The sequence below is a fragment of the Streptomyces sp. NPDC001339 genome, from assembly GCF_042895955.1.
In the GTDB taxonomy this organism is placed as follows: Bacteria; Actinomycetota; Actinomycetes; order Streptomycetales; family Streptomycetaceae; genus Streptomyces.
The window spans coordinates 826,494-845,227 of the sequence record NZ_JBIAWT010000001.1 but is presented as its reverse complement, the minus strand read 5'-3'; the positions used below and the strand labels follow the sequence as shown (position 1 = coordinate 845,227).

Annotated in this window: 2 protein-coding genes and 2 pseudogenes; all 4 read left to right on the top strand. The window is 70.0% G+C overall.

Annotated elements, in window-relative coordinates:
* Nucleotides 1–105 precede the first annotated feature (105 nt).
* Nucleotides 106–5,703: pseudogene (locus ACFY12_RS03550) on the top strand (type I polyketide synthase); the annotation flags it as partial.
* Nucleotides 5,704–5,901: 198 nt separating this feature from the next.
* Nucleotides 5,902–11,310 (top strand): annotated as a pseudogene (locus tag ACFY12_RS03545) (beta-ketoacyl synthase N-terminal-like domain-containing protein); the annotation flags it as partial.
* Nucleotides 11,311–11,378: 68 nt separating this feature from the next.
* Nucleotides 11,379–17,945 carry a type I polyketide synthase gene (locus ACFY12_RS03540; protein ID WP_390714020.1) on the top strand — a complete coding sequence of 2,189 codons (6,567 nt, stop codon included), beginning with the start codon at nt 11,379–11,381 and terminating at the stop codon, nt 17,943–17,945.
* Nucleotides 17,946–17,980: 35 nt separating this feature from the next.
* The gene (locus tag ACFY12_RS03535; protein WP_390714019.1) at nt 17,981–18,730 is read left to right on the top strand and encodes a thioesterase II family protein; all 750 of its coding nucleotides are present in this window, start codon (nt 17,981–17,983) and stop codon (nt 18,728–18,730) included.
* Nucleotides 18,731–18,734 lie beyond the last annotated feature (4 nt).

Here is an 18,734-nt window from a genome sequence, read left to right as displayed (position 1 = left end):
GGCGGACGGGCCGACCGTCCCGGTTGGGCCACCGCCTGCCCAGACCCCGCTTCACCTCACACATGGACTTTGAAGGGTTGGATTCCGATGGCTGATGAGAAGGAACTCCGGGAGTACCTCAAGCGTGCGATAGCGGATGCGCGGGAAGCGCGTGGGCGGCTGCGTGAGGTGGAGGAGAAGGCGCGGGAGCCGATCGCGATCGTGGGGATGGCCTGCCGCTACCCGGGCGGTGTGACGGACCGTGCGGGGCTGTGGAACCTGGTCGACCAGGGCGTCGACGCGATCTCGCCGTTCCCGCAGGACCGTGGCTGGCGCGAGGACCTCTACGACCCGGACCCGGACCGCGTGGGCAAGTCGTACGTGGATGAGGGCGGCTTCCTTGACGACGTGAGCGGTTTCGACCCCGATTTCTTCGGCATGTCCCCCCGCGAGGCCACGGTGGCGGACCCGCAGCAGCGGCTCCTGTTGGAGACCACCTGGGAGGCGATGGAGGACGCGGGCATAGTGCCGGCCAGTCTGCGGGGCAGCCGTACCGGCGTGTTCGTCGGCCAGATGTACCACGACTACGGCGCCCGGCCCCACCTCCCCAAGGAGGGCTACGAGGGCAACCTCGTCAGCAACAGCATGGGCAGCATCGCCGCAGGTCGGGTGGCGTACACCTTCGGGTTCGAAGGACCGACGGTGTCCGTGGACACGGCGTGCTCCTCGTCGCTCGTCGCGATGCACATGGCCGCGACGGCGCTGCGCCGGGGCGAGTGCAACCTCGCCTTCGCGGGCGGCGTCACCGTGCTGTCCACCCCCGTCGCGTTCGTGGAGTTCTCGCGTCAGCGGGGCCTCGCCGCTGACGGCCGGTGCAAGTCCTTCGCCGCGGCCGCCGATGGCACCGGCTGGGCCGAGGGTGCCGGAATGCTGCTGCTGGAGCGTCTGTCGGACGCGCGGCGTCTCGGACACGAGGTGCTGGGGCTGCTGCGGGGTTCGGCGGTGAACCAGGACGGTGCGTCGAACGGTCTGACCGCGCCGAACGGCCCCTCGCAGGAACGGGTCATCCGCGACGCGCTCGCGGACGCCGGACTGGCCGCCGGTGACATCGACGCTGTCGAGGCACACGGCACGGGAACCCGGCTCGGCGACCCCATCGAAGCCCAGGCCCTCCTGTCCACCTATGGACAGGGCCGGGACAAGGACAGGCCGCTGTACCTGGGGTCGCTGAAGTCGAACATCGGCCACAGCCAGGCGGCTGCGGGTGTGGGTGGCGTGATCAAGATGGTGGAGGCGATGCGGCACGGAGTGCTGCCCCGCACCCTCCACGTCGACGAGCCCACCCCCCACGTCGACTGGGGCGGGGGTGAGATGCGGCTGCTGACGGAGGACCGTTCATGGACCGTGGCTGAGGGAGAGGCGCGCCGTTGCGCTGTCTCCTCGTTCGGTCTCGGCGGGACGAACGCCCACGTGGTACTGGAAGCCGCCCCCGAGCAGACCGGACAGCAAGCCCAGGCCCCCGCCCCGGAACCGGTCTCTGGTGCGGGGTTGGCCGTGGCGCCGTGGGTGCTCTCGGGGCGCTCGGTGGACGCGGTGTGCGCGCAGGCGGGCCGTCTGCTGGGGCACGTCGAGAGCGGCGGGGACGTGGCCGCGGCGGATGTGGCGTGGTCCCTGGTGTCGTCGCGGGCGGTCCTGGAGTGCGGCGCAGTGGTCGCGGGTCGCGACCGCGATGAGCTGATACGCGGTCTGAGGTCGTTGGCCTCGGGCGCTCCGGATGCGGGCGTGGTGGTCCAGGAGCGCACCCGTGTGGGGCGGCTGGGGTTCGTGTTCTCGGGTCAGGGCGCGCAGAGACTCGGCATGGGTTGTGAACTGGCCACCGCTGTACCGGAGTTCGGCGCCGTGCTGGATGAGGTGTGTGGGCGTTTGGATGGGTTGTTGTCGCGTCCGTTGCGTGAGGTGTTGTTTGCGGAGGAGGGGAGTGAGGCGGCGGGGCTGTTGGATCGTACGGAGTTCACGCAGCCTGCCTTGTTCGCGGTGGAGGTGGCGCTCTTCCGGCTGTTGGAGGGTTGGGGTGTACGGCCGGATTTCGTTGCGGGGCATTCGGTCGGTGAGATCGCCGCGGCCCACGTCGCTGGGGTGTTGTCGCTGGAGGATGCGGCGGTGCTGGTGGCTGCGCGGGGTCGTCTGATGGGTGCGGCTCGAGACGACGGGGCGATGGTGGCCGTCGGCGTGGGGGAGAAGCTGGTCACCGAGGACCTGGCCGGTCTGGACGGTGTGGGGATCGCCGCGCTCAACGGGCCCGAGGCGACGGTCGTCTCCGGCGACACTGACGTACTGGATGAGCTGGAGGCTCGGTGGCGGGAGCGCGGCTGGCGCACCTCGCGGCTGCGAGTGAGCCACGCCTTCCACTCCCCGCACATGGATGGGGCGTTGGAGGAGTTTCGCGAGGTCGTGGCCGGACTGGAGCTGCGGGAGCCGTCAATCTCGCTGGTCTCCACGGTCACCGGTTTGGTGGCCGAGCGGGGCGAGTTGACCTCTCCCGACTACTGGGTGGGGCAGTTGCGCGGGACGGTGCGCTTCCACGACGCCGTGCGGACCCTGGAGAAGGAAGGGGTGACCGACTTCGTCGAGGTCGGCCCCGACGGGGTGCTCAGCGCCCTGGTCGCCGCCGGGGTGGTGGGCGATCCGGGTGTGGTGGCGCCGGTTCTACGTCGTGGCCAGGACGAGTGCGCTGCGCTCGCCTCGCTCCTGGGCAGGCTCCACGCTCGTGGCATCGCCGTCGACTGGGCCAAGGTGCTGCCCGGTGCCCGACGGGTCGGTCTTCCCACCTACGCCTTCCAGCGCAAGCGCTACTGGTTGGAGGAGACCGCCGCGCCCGCAGACCCGGCTTCGCTGGGCCTGGAGAACGTCCGGCACCCCATGCTCGGTGCTGCGCTGCCCCTGGCCGACGGGGACGAGGTCGTCCTCACCGGACACCTCTCGCGACGCACTCACCCCTGGATCACCGACCACACCATCCACGGCACGGTTCTCGTGCCGGGAACGGGGCTCCTCGAACTCGCGGCCCGTGCCGGCGACGAGGTCGGCTGCGACCGGGTGGAGGAACTGCACCTCACCGCGCCGATGGTGCTGCCGGAACACGGCGGGCTCCAGGTGTCGATACGCGTGGGCACCCCCGACGAAGCGGGCCGTCGCCAGATCAGCATCTCCTCCCGGTCCGCCGACGCGGACGGCGAGCCGGACCGCACCTGGAACGTGCACGCGGAAGGAACCCTCGCGACGAGAGAGGCCGGAGCCGACGCATCCGCAGCGGCCGGTCTTACGGTGTGGCCGCCCGAAGGTGCCACGGAGATACCGCTCGACGGTGCCTACGAGAGGCTGATCGAGCAGGGCTACGCGTACGGTCCGGCCTTCCAGGGGATGCGCCGGGCGTGGCGGGGCGATGGCGAGGCATTCGCCGAGATCGTGCTTCCGGAAGCGTGCCGCGCGGATGCGCCGCAGTACGGGGTGCACCCCGCGCTGCTGGACGCGGCGCTACATGCGCTGCTGCCCGGGATCGTCACGGAAGGCGACCAGTCGCAGCTGCCGTTCGCCTGGTCCGGTGTGAACGTGTACGGAGCCACCTCGTCCTTGTTGCGCGTCCGGCTCTCACTGCCGGACCCCGGAGCCGCCGGCTCGGAGGTCTCGCTGACCGCCGTCGACGAGACCGGCGCGCTGGTCGCGTCGGTGGATTCGCTGGCACTGCGACCGGTATCGAAGGAAGCCCTGTCGGAGGCGGGCGGCACACGCGGCGACAGCCAGTTCCTCATGAAGTGGGAAGCTGTGAAGCCCGGAACGGCCGACCAGCCGGCCGGCACCTGGGCCGTCCTGGGGGACGCTGAGGGCCTTCTTGCGGGAACGCCGGCCGGCGGACGTGCGTATGCCGACCTTGCCGCGCTCGTTTCCGCGCTGGACCAGGACGGCGCGTCCGCGCCCGCCGTGGTCGTCGCACCGGTCACGTCCCGCCGCATACCAGGCCAGACGCCTGACTCCCCGGATGTTGCTGGTGAGGTGCGTGGTGTGGTGGCTGAGGTTTTGGGGCGGGTGCAGGAGTGGCTGGGGGAGGGGCGGTTCGAGGGGTCGCGGTTGGTGGTGGTGACGCGAGGCGCGCTGGCCGTGGCGAGGTGCGAGGGGGCGGTTGATCTAGCCGGTGCGTCGGTGTGGGGGTTGTTGCGTTCGGCGCAGACGGAGTTCCCGGGCCAGATCGTTCTGGTGGATCTGGAGAGTAGCTCGATGTCGGCTGATGTGGGCGATGTGTTGCGGGCGGTTGTGGGTTCGGGGGAGTCGCAGGTTGCGGTGCGTGGCGGCCAGTTGCTGACGCCGCGCCTGGGCCATGTGGCTCGTGGTGAGGCCGGTGCGGGTGTGGGGCGTCCGGATTGGGGTCGTGGGACTGTCCTGGTTACGGGGGCGACGGGCACTCTCGGTGGGATCGCGGCCCGGCACTTGGTGAGCGAGCACGGCGTGCGCGATCTGCTGTTGCTGAGTCGGCGAGGCGCGGATGCGCCTGGCGCGGCCGAGCTGTGCGAGGAACTGGCCGGGCTCGGGGCCCGCGTCACGCTCACGGCATGTGATGCGGCTGACCGTGAGGCGCTAGCGCAGGTGTTGGCGGGGGTTCCTGCTGATCGTCCGTTGTCGGGTGTCGTGCACACGGCCGGCGTGGCTGAGGACGGCGTGCTGGCCGAGATGGACGCGGGCCAGCTGGAGCGGGTGCTGCGGCCCAAGGTCGATGGCGCGTGGAACCTGCACGAGCTGACCCGCGACCTCGACCTGTCAGCGTTTGTTCTGTACTCGTCGCTGGCAGGTCTGTTCGGGACGGCCGGACAGGCCAACTACGCGGCGGGTAACGCGTTCCTGGACGCACTTGCGACATGGCGGCGGGCTGCCGGGCTTCCCGGCCTTTCGTTGGCGTGGGGGCTGTGGGAGGAGTCCAGCGGTATCAGTGGTGAGTTGAGCGAGATCGACCGTCGGCGACTGGTACGTATGGGTCTACGGGCACTGCCCACGCAGGAGGCGATGGGCCTCTTCGACGCGGCACAGGTCTCCGGTGAGCCCGTGGTGGCGTTGACGGGCGTGGACACAGGCGCACTCCGCACGCAGGGCGACAACGTGCCGGCGCTCCTGGAGGGCCTGGTACCCACCGCACGGAAGCGCACGACGGCCGAACGTCAGGACGCTTCTGGGCCCGAGTCGTTGAGCGCGCGGCTGGCGGGTCTGTCATCGGGGGAGCGGGAGCGGGCTCTGATCAGCCTGGTCCAGGGGGCCGTGGCCGGGATTCTGGGCCATGACGATCCGCGCGCGATCGATGCGGACCGTGCGTTCCAGGAAATGGGCTTCGACTCGCTGAGCGCCGTGGAGCTGCGAAACCGGCTGAACAGCCTGTGCGGGCTACGGTTGGCGAACACGGTCGTCTTCGACTATCCCTCGGTCGGCGCGCTGGCCGGATTCCTCAACGGGCAACTCACCACGCAGTACACACTCGCCCCGGACGTCACCCCCGACACCCTGCTCACGACCCTGGAGGGGCTGGAGGAGCGTATCCGGGGTGTGGGTGAGGACGTCGCGATGCGGCAGCAGATCACCGAACGGCTGCAGCGGCTTATGGAGTTGTCCGGGGGCGGGCTGGACGAGGACCTGGATTCCGCCAGCGACGAGGAGCTCTTCGCCCTGGTCGACAGGGGCGAGTAGCCCCGCGCGGGTGGACGGTCGGCCGACCTGAACGAGACGGCCGTCTGTCCCCGGCGCCCGTGGCCTTCATCTGCGCCGAGAGGGCGGCCCCCTTGCCGGGGCCACCCCGGCTACACCCTCGCTTCACCTGCACGTATGGACCTTAAGGGTTGAATTCTGATGGCTGATGAGAAGGAACTCCGGGAGTACCTCAAGCGCGCGATAGCGGATGCGCGGGAAGCGCGTGGGCGGCTGCGTGAGGTGGAGGAGAAGGCGCGGGAGCCGATCGCGATCGTGGGGATGGCCTGCCGCTACCCGGGCGGTGTGACGGACCGTGCGGGGCTGTGGAACTTGGTCGACCAGGGCGTCGACGCGATCTCGCCGTTCCCGCAGGACCGTGGCTGGCGCGAGGACGTGTATGACCCCGATCCGGAACATATGGGCACCTCGTATGTACGGGAAGGCGGCTTCCTCGGTGACGTGAGCGGCTTCGACCCCGACTTCTTCGGCATGTCCCCCCGCGAAGCCCTGGCCACGGACCCCCAGCAGCGGCTGATGCTGGAGACCACCTGGGAGGCGATGGAGGACGCGGGCATAGTGCCGGCCACCCTGCGAGGCAGCCGTACCGGCGTGTTCGTCGGCCAGATGTACCAGGGCTTCGCCGCCAATGTCCTGGAACAGATACCGGTCGAGGTTCAGGGCTACGTCGCGGGAGGCACCTCCGGCAGCATCGGCGTCGGCCGGGTGGCGTATACGTTCGGGTTCGAGGGACCCGCCGTGTCCCTCGATACGGCGTGCTCCTCGTCGCTCGTCGCCATGCACTCAGCGGCTACGGCACTGCGCCGGGGCGAGTGCGATCTCGCTTTCGCGGGCGGTGTCACCGTGCTGTGCACTCCTGTGTCGTTCATGGAGTTCTCGCGGCAACGCGCCCTCTCCGTCGACGGCCGGTGCAAGCCGTTCGCTGCGGCTGCGGACGGCACGTCGTGGGCCGAGGGCGCCGGAATGCTGCTGCTGGAGCGTTTGTCGGACGCGCGGCGTCTCGGACACGAGGTGCTGGCGCTGCTGCGGGGCTCGGCGGTGAACCAGGACGGTGCGTCGAACGGCCTGACCGCACCGAACGGGCCGTCGCAGGAGCGCGTGATCCGTGAGGCGTTGGCGGACGCCGGTCTGGCCGCGGGTGATGTCGATGCGGTGGAGGCGCACGGCACGGGCACGCGGTTGGGTGACCCGATCGAGGCGCAGGCGCTGCTGGCGACGTACGGGCGGGGCAGGGAGAAGAGCAGGCCGCTGTATCTGGGGTCGCTGAAGTCGAATGTGGGCCATACCCAGGCGGCTGCGGGTGTGGGTGGCGTGATCAAGATGGTGGAGGCGATGCGGCGCGGCGTGCTGCCTCGCACCCTCCACATCGATGAACCCACCCCGCACGTCGACTGGAACGACGGCTCCCTGGAACTCCTCGCCGAGGAACGGCCCTGGCCGCACACCGGCGACCGACCCGCCCGTGCTGCCGTGTCGTCATTCGGCCTCGGTGGGACGAACGCGCATGTGGTGCTGGAGGCCGCGCCGGAGCAGGTGTCGGCGGTGTCGGTGTCCGCTGCGGGGGCGGCTGTGGTGCCGTGGGTGTTGTCGGGGCGTTCGGCGGAGGCGGTGCGCGCCCAGGCGGGCCGGTTGCTGGAGCGCGTCGAGAGTGGCGGGGATCTGGCTGCGACGGATGTGGCGTGGTCTCTGGTTTCGAGCCGGGCGGTGCTGGAGTCCGGTGCGGTGGTTGCGGGCCGGGACCGGGACGAGCTGGTGCGGGGTTTGCGGTCGTTGGCCTCGGGTGCTCCGGATGCGGGTGTCGTGGTCCAGGAGCGCGTTCCTACGGGACGGCTCGGCTTTGTGTTCTCGGGTCAGGGGGCGCAGCGGTTGGGGATGGGCCGTGAGCTGTGGGAGCGGGTGCCTGAGTTCGCGGTGGTGCTGGATGAGGTGTGTGGGCGTTTGGATGGGTTGTTGTCGCGTCCGTTGCGTGAGGTGTTGTTTGCGGAGGAGGGGAGTGAGGCGGCGGGGCTGTTGGACCGTACGGAGTTCACGCAGCCGGCTTTGTTCGCGGTGGAGGTGGCGCTCTTCCGGCTGTTGGAGGGTTGGGGTGTACGGCCGGATTTCGTTGCGGGGCATTCGGTCGGTGAGATCGCCGCGGCCCACGTCGCTGGGGTGTTGTCGCTGGAGGATGCGGCGGTGCTGGTGGCTGCGCGGGGCCGTCTGATGGGTGCGGCTCGAGACGACGGGGCGATGGTGGCCGTCGGCGTGGGGGAGAAGCTGGTCACCGAGGACCTGACGGGCCTGGAAGGCGTGGGGATCGCTGCCCTGAACGGTCCCGAGGCAACGGTCGTCTCCGGCGATGCCGACGTACTCGACGGGCTGGAGGCCCGGTGGCGGGAGCGCGGCTGGCGCACCTCGCGGCTACGGGTGAGCCACGCCTTCCACTCTCCGCATATGGATGGGGTGTTGGAGGAGTTTCACAAGGTGGCGGCTGGGCTGGCCTTCCAGGATCCGGTCATTCCGCTGGTCTCCACGGTCACCGGTGTGGTGGCCGAGCCGGGCGAGCTCACCTCCCCCGATTACTGGGTGCGCCAACTGCGCGGCACGGTGCGCTTCCACGATGCCGTAGCAACCCTGGAGAAGGAGGGCGTGAGCGACTTCGTCGAGGTCGGCCCCGACGGGGTGCTCAGCGCGCTGGTCGCCTCCGGTGTCGAGAGAGAACCCGGCATCGTCGCCCCCGCCCTGCGCCGTAGCCAGAACGAGTGCAGCGCGCTCGCTTCCCTGCTGGGCAGGCTCCACGCTCGTGGCATCACCGTCGACTGGGCCAAGGTGCTGCCCGGTGCCCGGCGGGTCGGTCTTCCCACCTATGCCTTTCAACGCCAGCGCTACTGGCTGGAGGGCAGTGGGGCAGCATCCGCGGACCCGGCCGGGTTGGGGCTGGAGAGCATCCAGCACCCCATGCTCGGCGCGGTGCTGCCGCTGGCCGACGGAGACGAGGTCGTCCTCACCGGACATCTCTCGCAGCGCACCCACCCCTGGATCAGCGACCACACCATCCACGGCTTCCCCGTGGTGCCCAGCTCGGTCTTCGTCGAGCTGGCGATCCGCGCCGGCGACGAGGTCGACTGCGCTCAAGTGGACGAACTCACCTTCCCCGCACCGGTAGTGCTGCCGGAACGGGGCGAGCTGCGGATTCAGACATATCTCGGCGCTCCCGACGTGTCGGGCCGACGCCGGATCACCATCCACGCCTGCCCTCTCGGTGGCGCAGCATGGTCGGTGTGCGCCGAGGGGTTTCTCTCGCGAGGCGGGCAGGAAGAGCCCGGCGATGTCTCCGGAACGGCGCCGTCCGTGGCAGGTGGCGGCGAGTCAGGCTCCGTGGACGTCCGGCTCCCGGAAGAGTGGTCGGCGGAGGCGGGGCGCTACGGTCTGCACCCCGCGTTGGTGGCGGCGGTGCTCGCGTCGCCCCCGGTGGCGGAGGGCAGGGGCGAGCAGGCAGCGCCGACCGTATGGCGTGGCATACGGCTGCACGCGGTCGGTGCCGAAGCCGTACGTGTCCGGGCGACTTCCGAAGAGGAGAACAGCGTCGCGCTCGAACTCCTCGACTTGAGCGGTCAGCCCGTACTCAGCGTCGAGTCCGTCACGTACCGCGACATTCTCGTGGAGGAGCTCGTCGCGGCGGACGCGGACCGGCCCGACGGGCAGCGGGAACTCTCCTCCGTCGAGTGGGTGCGCCACGGTGCCGCCGTCACGTCTGCCGCGCTGCGGTGGGGAGTCCTCGGCGACGGGCTCAACGGGGCGACCGGGTTCGCCGACGTGGCGGCGGTCACGCGCGCTGCGTCGGACGGTGAGTCCGTCGGCGCGCTGCTGGTGCCGTGGGAGCCGACCGGTGACGTGTACGAGGGCACGCGCAGGTCGCTCGCTCTGGTCCATGAGCTCCTGGCCGCAGAGGAGTTGGGGGACATGCGCATCGTCGTCCTCACCCGGAACGCGGTAGCCGTCGCGGAGGGCGAACCGACCGATATGGAGTGCGCGGCGGTGCTCGGGCTGCTGCGCGCCGCTCAGGCGGAGGGCCTGGACCGGCTTGTGCTGGCCGATGCCGACACCGACCCCGACGAACCGCCGCTGGCCGAGCTGGCGTCGGCGATATCGGCCGGCGAACGGGAACTGGTGGTCCGTGGCGGCGGTATCTGGGTCCCCCGGCTGCGCCACCTCGCGGATGTCGGCGTCACGGCGATGAGCCGGAGAGAGTGGGACCCCGAAGGAACGGTGCTCGTCACGGGCGGTACGGGCTTCCTGGGCGCGCTCTTCGCCCGGCATTTGGCTGCTGAGCATGGGGTGTCGCGGCTGTTGTTGGTGAGTCGTCAGGGTCCTGATGCGCCCGGTGCTGATCGATTGCGTAGTGAGTTGGTCGCCGCGGGCGCCGAGGTGGAGATCGTCGCGTGCGATGTTACGCACCGTGAGGCACTGGCCGGGGTGTTGGCGGAGGTTCCGGTGGATCGTCCGTTGTCGGGTGTGGTGCATGCGGTGGACGTGGCTGAGGACGGTGTGCTGGCGGAGATGGGTGCGGGGCAGTTGGAGCGGGTGCTGCGGCCGAAGGTGGACGGGGCGTGGAATCTGCACGAGCTGACCCGTGACCTCGACCTGTCGGCCTTCGTCCTCTTCTCCTCTGCGATGGGCGCCTTCGGCGGCATCGGCCGTGCCAACTCGGCTGCCGCCGATGCGTATCTCCATGGCCTTGCCCGCCACCGAGCGGCGCAGGGTCTGCCTGCCCTCGCCCTGGCCTGGGGAGCTGCCTGGGATGCCACCGAATCGCCGCAGGAGACAGGTGGCACCGGCGCGGGCGGCTCGAACCAGCGGCTCGGGAGCGACCTGTTCATTCCCGTCACCACGGCACGGGGACGGGAGCTGTTCGACCGTGCTCTTGGAGGGAAGCCCGCTGGAATCTCGCCCGTAGTGACGGCGGGTGCCGTGGACATGGTGGCGTTGCGGGCATACGACATGGTTCCTTCCGCGCTGCGCGACCTGGTGAGAGCGCAGGGCAGGCGTATCGCGCAGGGCGAGCCTGCCGATCTGCGGGCCGCACTGACCGGCATGAGCGAGGAGGAGCGGAGGAAGTACGTTCTCGACCTCGTACAGCGTGAGGCTGCTGCTGTACTCGGCCGGTCCGACTCCGGAGCCGTCGCGGCCGACCGTGCGTTCCAGGAGATCGGTTTCGACTCGATGACCGCTGTCCAACTACGCAATCGCCTGTCGGCGGTCGGCGGGTTTCGTCTTCCGGCGACTCTGGTCTTCGACCACCCCACTCCGGCGGGTGTCGCCGACTACCTGCTTGACCGGGTCGCACCGGAGAAGGCCGACACGACGACGCAGCTGATCGGGGAGCTGGATCGCGTCGAGGCGCTTCTTTCCTCGGTGCTGGACGACGCACAGGACCGGCAGGCGATCCAACGGCGGCTGTGGGCCATGGCATCGAGGCTGGAGATTTCCGTGGGGACCACAGGTGAGGAGAACTGTGCGGAGCCGAAGGAGAAGGACCGGATCGAGTCCGCCTCCGTGGATGAGCTCTTCACCCTCATCGACACGGAACTGGGCCGCCCCACGGACTGACCGGACGACGCCCACCGCGCGACCCCGCTGCCCCATTCCTCCGTACTTCCATGAAAGGGACTCTTGCCATGTCCAATGAAGAAAAGCTGGTCACCTACCTCAAGCGAGTGACAGCCGACCTCCAGGAGACGCAGAGGCGGTTGCGTGAGGTGGAGGAGAAGGCGCGGGAGCCGATCGCGATCGTGGGGATGGCCTGCCGCTACCCAGGGGGCGTGACGGACCCTGCGGGGTTGTGGGACCTGGTCGATCGGGGCGGCGACGCGATCACGGACATGCCCGAGGACCGGGGCTGGGACATCGAGAAGGTGAAGCAGAAGTCTTACGCGACGCAGGCCGGCTTCCTCGATGATGCGGCGTGGTTCGATGCGGGCTTCTTCGGGATCTCCCCGCGTGAGGCTCTGGCGATGGACCCGCAACAGCGGGTGCTGCTGGAGACGTCCTGGGAACTGTTCGAGCACGCGGGCCTGGACGTCACCACGCTGAGGGGGAGCAGGACCGGCGTCTTCGTCGGCCTTGTGGAGGAGAGCTACCTCGGGCTCGGGGCCCCCGAAGAGGTTGAGGGCTACCTCATGACCGGCAAACTCAGCAGTGTTGCCGCGGGCCGGGTGGCGTATACGTACGGATTCGAAGGTCCTGCGGTGGCCCTTGATACGGCCTGTTCCTCCTCGCTCGTCGCCGTGCACCTGGCGATGCGGTCGTTGCGCTCGGGCGAATCGGCGATGGCCATGGCAGGCGGAGTGACGATCAGCTGTGACACCGGCGGGCTGGTCGACTTTGCCCGGCAGCGGGGTCTTGCTGCGGATGGCCGGTGCAAGTCCTTCGCCGCGGCTGCCGACGGCACCAGTTGGTCGGAGGGTGTGGGCCTGCTGTTGCTGGAGCGTTTGTCGGATGCGCGGCGTCTGGGGCATGAGGTGTTGGGGGTGTTGCGGGGTTCGGCGGTGAATCAGGATGGTGCGTCGAACGGTCTGACCGCTCCGAACGGTCCGTCGCAGGAGCGGGTGATCCGTGAGGCGTTGGCGGACGCGGGTCTGGCGGCGGGTGAGATCGACCTGGTGGAGGCGCACGGCACCGGTACCCGGCTGGGTGATCCGATCGAGGCGCAGGCGCTGCTGGCGACCTATGGCCAGGGCCGGGAGAAGGACAGGCCCCTGTATCTGGGCTCGCTCAAGTCGAATATCGGCCACAGCGTTGCTGCGGCCGGTGTGGGTGGTGTGATCAAGATGGTGGAGGCGATGCGGCACGGTGTGATGCCCCGCACCCTGCACGTGGATGAGCCGACCCCGCACGTCGACTGGACCGCCGGTTCCGTGGAGCTTCTTGTGAAGGGGCGGCCGTGGCCGACGGTCGCGGGCGGGGCGCGTCGTTGCGCGGTGTCGTCGTTCGGCTTGGGCGGGACGAACGCGCACGTGGTGCTGGAATCGGCGCCAGAGCTGGAGCCGGCACCGGAGTCCGTGCCGGTGCCAGGGGTGATGCCGTGGGTGTTGTCGGGGCGTTCGGTTCAGGCGGTATGTGCGCAGGCGGGGCGCCTGGCGGAGCGTGTCGAGCGTGACAAGCACGTGGGTGTGGCGGATGTGGCGTGGTCGCTGGTGTCGGGGCGTGCGGTGCTGGAGTCGGGTGCGGTGGTCGCGGGCCGGGACCGGGACGAACTACTCGCGGGCCTGAAAGCACTGGCCGCGGGTGTGCCGGATCCGGGTGTGGTGGTGCAGGAGCGCTCCGGTGTGGGGCGTATGGGGTTCGTGTTCTCGGGTCAGGGTGCGCAGCGGTTGGGGATGGGGCGTGAACTGGCGGAGCGGGTTGCGGTGTTCGGGGAGGTGTTGGGTGAGGTGTGCGGGCAGTTGGACGGTCTGCTGCCGCGTCCGTTGCGTGAGGTGATGTTTGCTGTTGAGGGGGGTGGGGCTGCGGGTTTGTTGGATCGTACGGAGTTCACGCAGCCGGCTTTGTTCGCGGTGGAGGTGGCGCTCTTCCGGCTGTTGGAGGGTTGGGGGGTGCGGCCGGATTTCGTGGTGGGGCATTCGGTCGGTGAGATTGCCGCGGCTCATGTCGCTGGGGTGTTGTCGCTGGAGGATGCGGCGGTGCTGGTGGTGGCGCGGGGTCGGTTGATGGGTGCGGCTCGTGGCGATGGTGCGATGGTTGCGGTTGCTGCGTCGGAGCGGCAGGTTGTCGAGGACTTGACGGGCCTGGAGGGTGTGGGTGTCGCTGCGGTGAACGGTCCGGAGGCGGTCGTGGTCTCGGGTGACGTCGAGGTGCTGGATGGGTTGGTGGCCCGGTGGCGGGAGCGGGGTTGGCGTACGTCGCGGCTGCGGGTGAGCCATGCTTTCCACTCGCCGCATATGGACGGGGTGCTGGAGGAGTTCCGTGGTGTGGTGGCCGGTCTGGAGCTGAAGGACCCGGTCATTCCTCTTGTCTCCACGGTCACGGGCTCACTGGTCGGTCCCGGTGAGTTGATGTCACCGGAGTACTGGGTCGGACAATTGCGGGACACGGTCCGCTTCCACGACGCCCTACGCACCCTGGAGAGGGAGGGTGTGACGGACTTCGTGGAGATCGGCCCGGACGGAGTCCTCAGCGCCCTCGTCGCCTCCGGCGTGGAAGGTGCCCCGGGCGTCGTCGCTCCGGTCCTGCGCCAAGGCCAGGACGAGCCCACCGCCCTGGCCCTGCTCCTGGGCAGGCTCCACGCGCGTGGCGTCCATATCGACTGGGAGAAGGTACTCCCCGGCGCCCGCCGGGTCGCTCTCCCCACCTACCCCTTCCAACGCCAACGCTACTGGGTGCACGACCAGGTTCTGCCGACAGAGGCTGAGGACCTCGGCGCCACGACGGCCGCGCACGGCCTGCTCGGCATGACCGTCGGGGTTGCGGGACGAGACGAGGTCCTGCTCACCGGGCGGCTCTCACGGCGCACTCATCCCTGGATCAGCGACCACACCGTGCATGGCACGGCCGTGGTGCCCAGCTCGGTCTTCGTCGAGCTGGCGATCCGCGCCGGCGACGAAGTCGGCTGCGATCAGCTGGAAGAACTGTCCCTGACCACCCCCCTCGTGCTGCCGGAGGAAGGCGCGCTCCAGATACAGGTGAGGGTCGGCGCCCCCAATGAGGACGAGCAGCGTGCGGTCGTCGTCTCGGCTCGCACGGACGCTGTGGACACCGTATGGACGACGCATGCCTGCGGCAGGCTGGGAGTGGCCGCCACGAACGAGGAGCCGGTGTCTGGTGAGTGGCTCCCGGCCGATGCGGTGGCGGTGCCGCTTGAGGACGCGTACGGCAGCGGGAGCACGGAGGCGTGGCTCTCGGGGGACACGGTGTGCGCGCAGGTCGCTCTGCCTGAACAGTTCCACACGACCGTCGCGCACTACGGGCTGCACCCCGCTCTCCTGGACCTGGCCGTACAGCCCGCCCTCCTTGCCGGTGCGGCCGAACCTGCAGCCGCCACCGGCACCGCTGTGTCCGATACGACCACTCCGAACGGCGCGGTCGACCCGACCGGCGCAACGGGCAGGGCACTCGTGTGGCGACGAGTCCGCTTGTATGCGACCGGCGCCGCCGCCCTGCGTGTATGGCTCAGGCGGGACGGCGAGAACGTGTCCCTACTGGCTGCCGACCTCTCCGGCCAGGTCGTCCTGAGCGCCGAGGGCGTGGAGCGGGGCGAACTGACTCGCGAGGAGCTGGAGAGGGGAGCCAAGCGGGACTACGATGCGCTGTTCCGCGTGCACTGGAACCCCGTGCGTACGGTTCCTGCCGCCGAACCGACCCTCCGCTGGGGGCTGCTCGGCGACGGCGGAGGTGAGGACATCGTGACCGGCGCCCGTCGGTTCGGCGGCGTTCCCGCTGTCGTCGCCGCGGACGCCCCGCTGGATGCCGTGCTCCTCGACTTCACGGAGCAGCTGAAGACGCCGTCCGGCCCCGAATACCCCGCGCTCGTACGGGCGGTGACTTCCGAGGCGCTGGAGGTGGTGAAGCAGTGGACAGCGGCGGACGAGCTGGCCGGCACGAGGCTGGTGGTAGCCACGCGGGGCGCGATGAGCGCGCTCGGGGAAGGCGTACGGGCCCCCGGAGCGGGTGCGCTGTGGGGCCTGCTGCGCTCGGTGCAGTCGGAGGCTCCGGGCAGGACTGTGCTGGTCGACCTCGACGATGACCCGTGTTCCGGCGCGGCGCTGGCGCGCGCCGTCGCATCGGGTGAATCGCAGATCGCGGTGCGCGAGGGCCGCCTCTACGCTCCCCGCATGCGCCGTGTCGCTCGGTACGAGCAGGACGCATCCCACCCCCGCACCCCCGCTGTCCGCGAGGATCGCGGCGAGCAGGGGACGCGGCAGTCGTGGAGCCGTGCGGGCACGGTCCTCGTGACCGGGGGCACCGGTTCTCTGGGTGCCCTCTTCGCCCGGCATCTTGTGACCGAGCATGCAGTGCCTCGCCTCCTGCTCGTCAGCCGCCGGGGCCCGCAAGCGCCGGGTGCTCAACAACTGCGGTGCGAGCTCCTTGCGTTGGGGGCCGAGGAAGTGGAGGTCGTCGCATGCGACACCGCCGACCGTGAAGCGCTGGCGAAGGTGCTGGCCGATGTGCCTGCCGGACGCCCGCTGACGGGGGTCGTGCACACGGCCGGCGTGCTGGACGACGGCCTGGTCCAGGACCAGACGGCCGAGAGACTGGAGACGGTGTTGCGCCCCAAGGCCGACAGCGCATGGCATCTGCACGAACTGACCCGGGACGCCGACCTGACGGCGTTCGTGCTGTTCTCCTCGATCGCTGGTGTCATCGGCGGTGCGGGCCAGTCCACCTATGCGGCGGCGAACGTCTTCCTCGACGCGCTGGCGGAGCACCGAGCGGCGCAGCGGCTGCCCGCGACCTCCGTGGCCTGGGGTGTGTGGACGCAGGAGACCGGCATGACGGGGCACCTGGACGAGGCGGACCTCAACCGCATAGCCCGGGGTGGCTTCCGCCCCCTCGCGCAGGACCACGGCACGGCGATGCTGGACACCGCCATGCGGATGGGGACACCGGCGCTCGTCGGGACCCCGCTGGACGTGAGTGTGCTGGGCGAGCAGCCCGACCAGGCGCCGCTCGTCATGCGGGGGCTGCTGCGCGCGCCGTTGCGCCGCAAGGCGCAGAACAGTGACAGCGGACTCAAGGAGCTGACCGGCCGGCTCACCGGGCTCGGTGACGATGAGCAGATCGCGGTCGTGCTGGAGCTGGTCCTCGCCGAGACAGCCGCGGTGCTGGGACGTACGAGCGCCGACGGCATTCAGCGCGACCAGCGCTTCCCCGAACTGGGGTTTGACTCTCTCACCTCGGTCGAGCTGCGCAACCGGCTGGCTGCCGCGACCGGCTGCCGGATGCCGGCCACCCTGATCTTCGACCGCCCCACCCCCGGAGAGCTTGCCGAGTTCTTGCGGGACGCGCTGCGGGAGACGCTGAGCCACGAGGTCTCCGGCTCCCGGCACGGGGTGGACTTCGCGGCGGAGGTCGTCCTGCCCGAGGACATATGCCCCGCCGCTCAGGTGGTGCACGCGGCGCAGGACCCGGGCGAGGTCCTCCTGACCGGGGCCACCGGATTCCTCGGCGCGTTCCTGCTGCGCGACCTGATGCGCACGGGCCGGGCCCAGGTGCACTGCCTTGTGCGCGCCGGGGACGAGGAGGCGGCGCTCAAGCGGCTCAGGGCGAGCCTGGAGTGGTACGAGGTCTGGGACGAGGTCGATCCCGCACGCCTGTCCGTGGTCGTCGGCGACCTGGCCCAGCCGCTGCTGGGTCTGGGCGAGGAGCAGTTCGACGACCTGGCCCAGCGGGTGGATGTCGTGTACCACGCCGGAGCAGCCGTGAACTGGCTCTATCCGTACCCGGACTTGAAGGCCCCCAACGTCGGGGGAACCGTCGAGGTGCTGCGGCTGGCAGCCCGCCACCGCACGGTGCCGGTCCACTACGTGTCGACGACGGGCGTCTTCGGGGGCGGCGCGGCGGACGGCGTGCCGCGCACTCCGGGCTCGCCGACGGCCGCGCCGGAGCTCCAGCCCACCGGCTACGTGCAGAGCAAGTGGGTGGCGGAGCGCATCGTGAGCCTGGCCGTCGACCGGGGGCTGCCCGCGACGATCCACCGGGTGGACGTCATCTCCGGCGACCAGGAGCGGGGCGCCTGTCAGACCAGTGACTTCGTGTGGCTGAGTCTCAAGGGCTTGCTCCAAGCCGGTGCGGTCCCCGAGGGCCTGGGCGGGGAGGTGCACTTCGTCCCCGTCGACTTCGTCAGCGCCGCGATCGTCAGCCTGTCGGGCCAGCGGGAGGCGAGCGGATGCGTCTTTCACCTGTACAACCAGCACGGCCTCACCTTCGCCGACTGCGTGGAGTACCTGCGCGGGCACGGCTACGCCCTCGACGAGCTGGACCGCGATACCTGGAGCGGCCTCGTCAGAGCCGACCGGGAGAACGCCATGCTGCCACTGTTCGAAGCGTTCGAAACGATGGTGCTGGACGGTGCGGACGCCTCCCCGGGGATCGACACGGCGGATACGGAGGCCGCGCTGGCAGACAGCGGCGTGACGTGCCCGTCGGTGACGGAGGAGCTGTTCGGGAAGTACATCGATTTCTTCGTGCGGGCGGGCTACTTCCCCCCGCCCGGCACGCGGGCAGCAACTCGTGATGGAACGTCATGAAGGCTGTACAGCACCAAGGGAAGAGGGCATCGGGCATGAGCAGCAGTCGCTGGATACGGCGGATGGCGGTGACTGGGTCGGGGGACGTCCGGCTGGTGTGCTTTCCGCATGCGGGCGGCGCCGTCAGTTTCTTCACGGGGCTCGCACGGGCGCTGGCGCCGGACGTGGAGGTGCTGGGGGTGCAGTACCCGGGGCGCCAGGACCGCCGCAGGGAGGCGCCGGTTGAGGAGATCCGCCGGATGGCCGAGGCAGTCAAGGAGGAGGTGTGCGCGACCTTCTGGGACGGGCGTCCGTGCGCGTTCTTCGGTCACAGCATGGGCGCACTCGTGGCCTTCGAAGCGGCCTTGGCGCTGCGCGAGGAGCAGTCACCGAAGGATCTCACGCGGCTGTTCGCCTCCGGCCGTGCGGCTCCGTCGGCGGGACGGCGCCCCGGCGATCAACTGTCCGGAGACGCGGAGCTGTTGGCCGAACTGCACCGGCTGGGAGGCGTCGGCGGGGACATCCTGGACGACCCCGAGATGGTCGCGATGATCATGCCGGCGGTGCGGTCCGACTACCGGGCGCTGGCGACGTACAGCATGGTTCCCGGTGCCTCGCTGGACTGCCCGGTCACAGTGCTGACCGGCGAGGCGGACCCGCTCGTCTCACCGGAGGAGGCGGCCCTGTGGCAGGGGCTGACCTCGGCCCCTGCGGAGGTACACACGTTCCCCGGGGGGCACTTCTACTTCCAGGACCAGGTCCAGCAGGTCGCGAGGGTGGTGAGAAGGGCGCTGCTCTCCTACTGACCTG

Bases quoted from the DNA above. Each gene is read 5' to 3' on its own strand.
- ACFY12_RS03540 (WP_390714020.1), top strand. From the start codon at position 11,379: ATGTCCAATGAAGAAAAGCTGGTCACCTACCTCAAGCGAGTGACAGCC.
- ACFY12_RS03535 (WP_390714019.1), top strand. From the start codon at position 17,981: ATGAGCAGCAGTCGCTGGATACGGCGGATGGCGGTGACTGGGTCGGGG.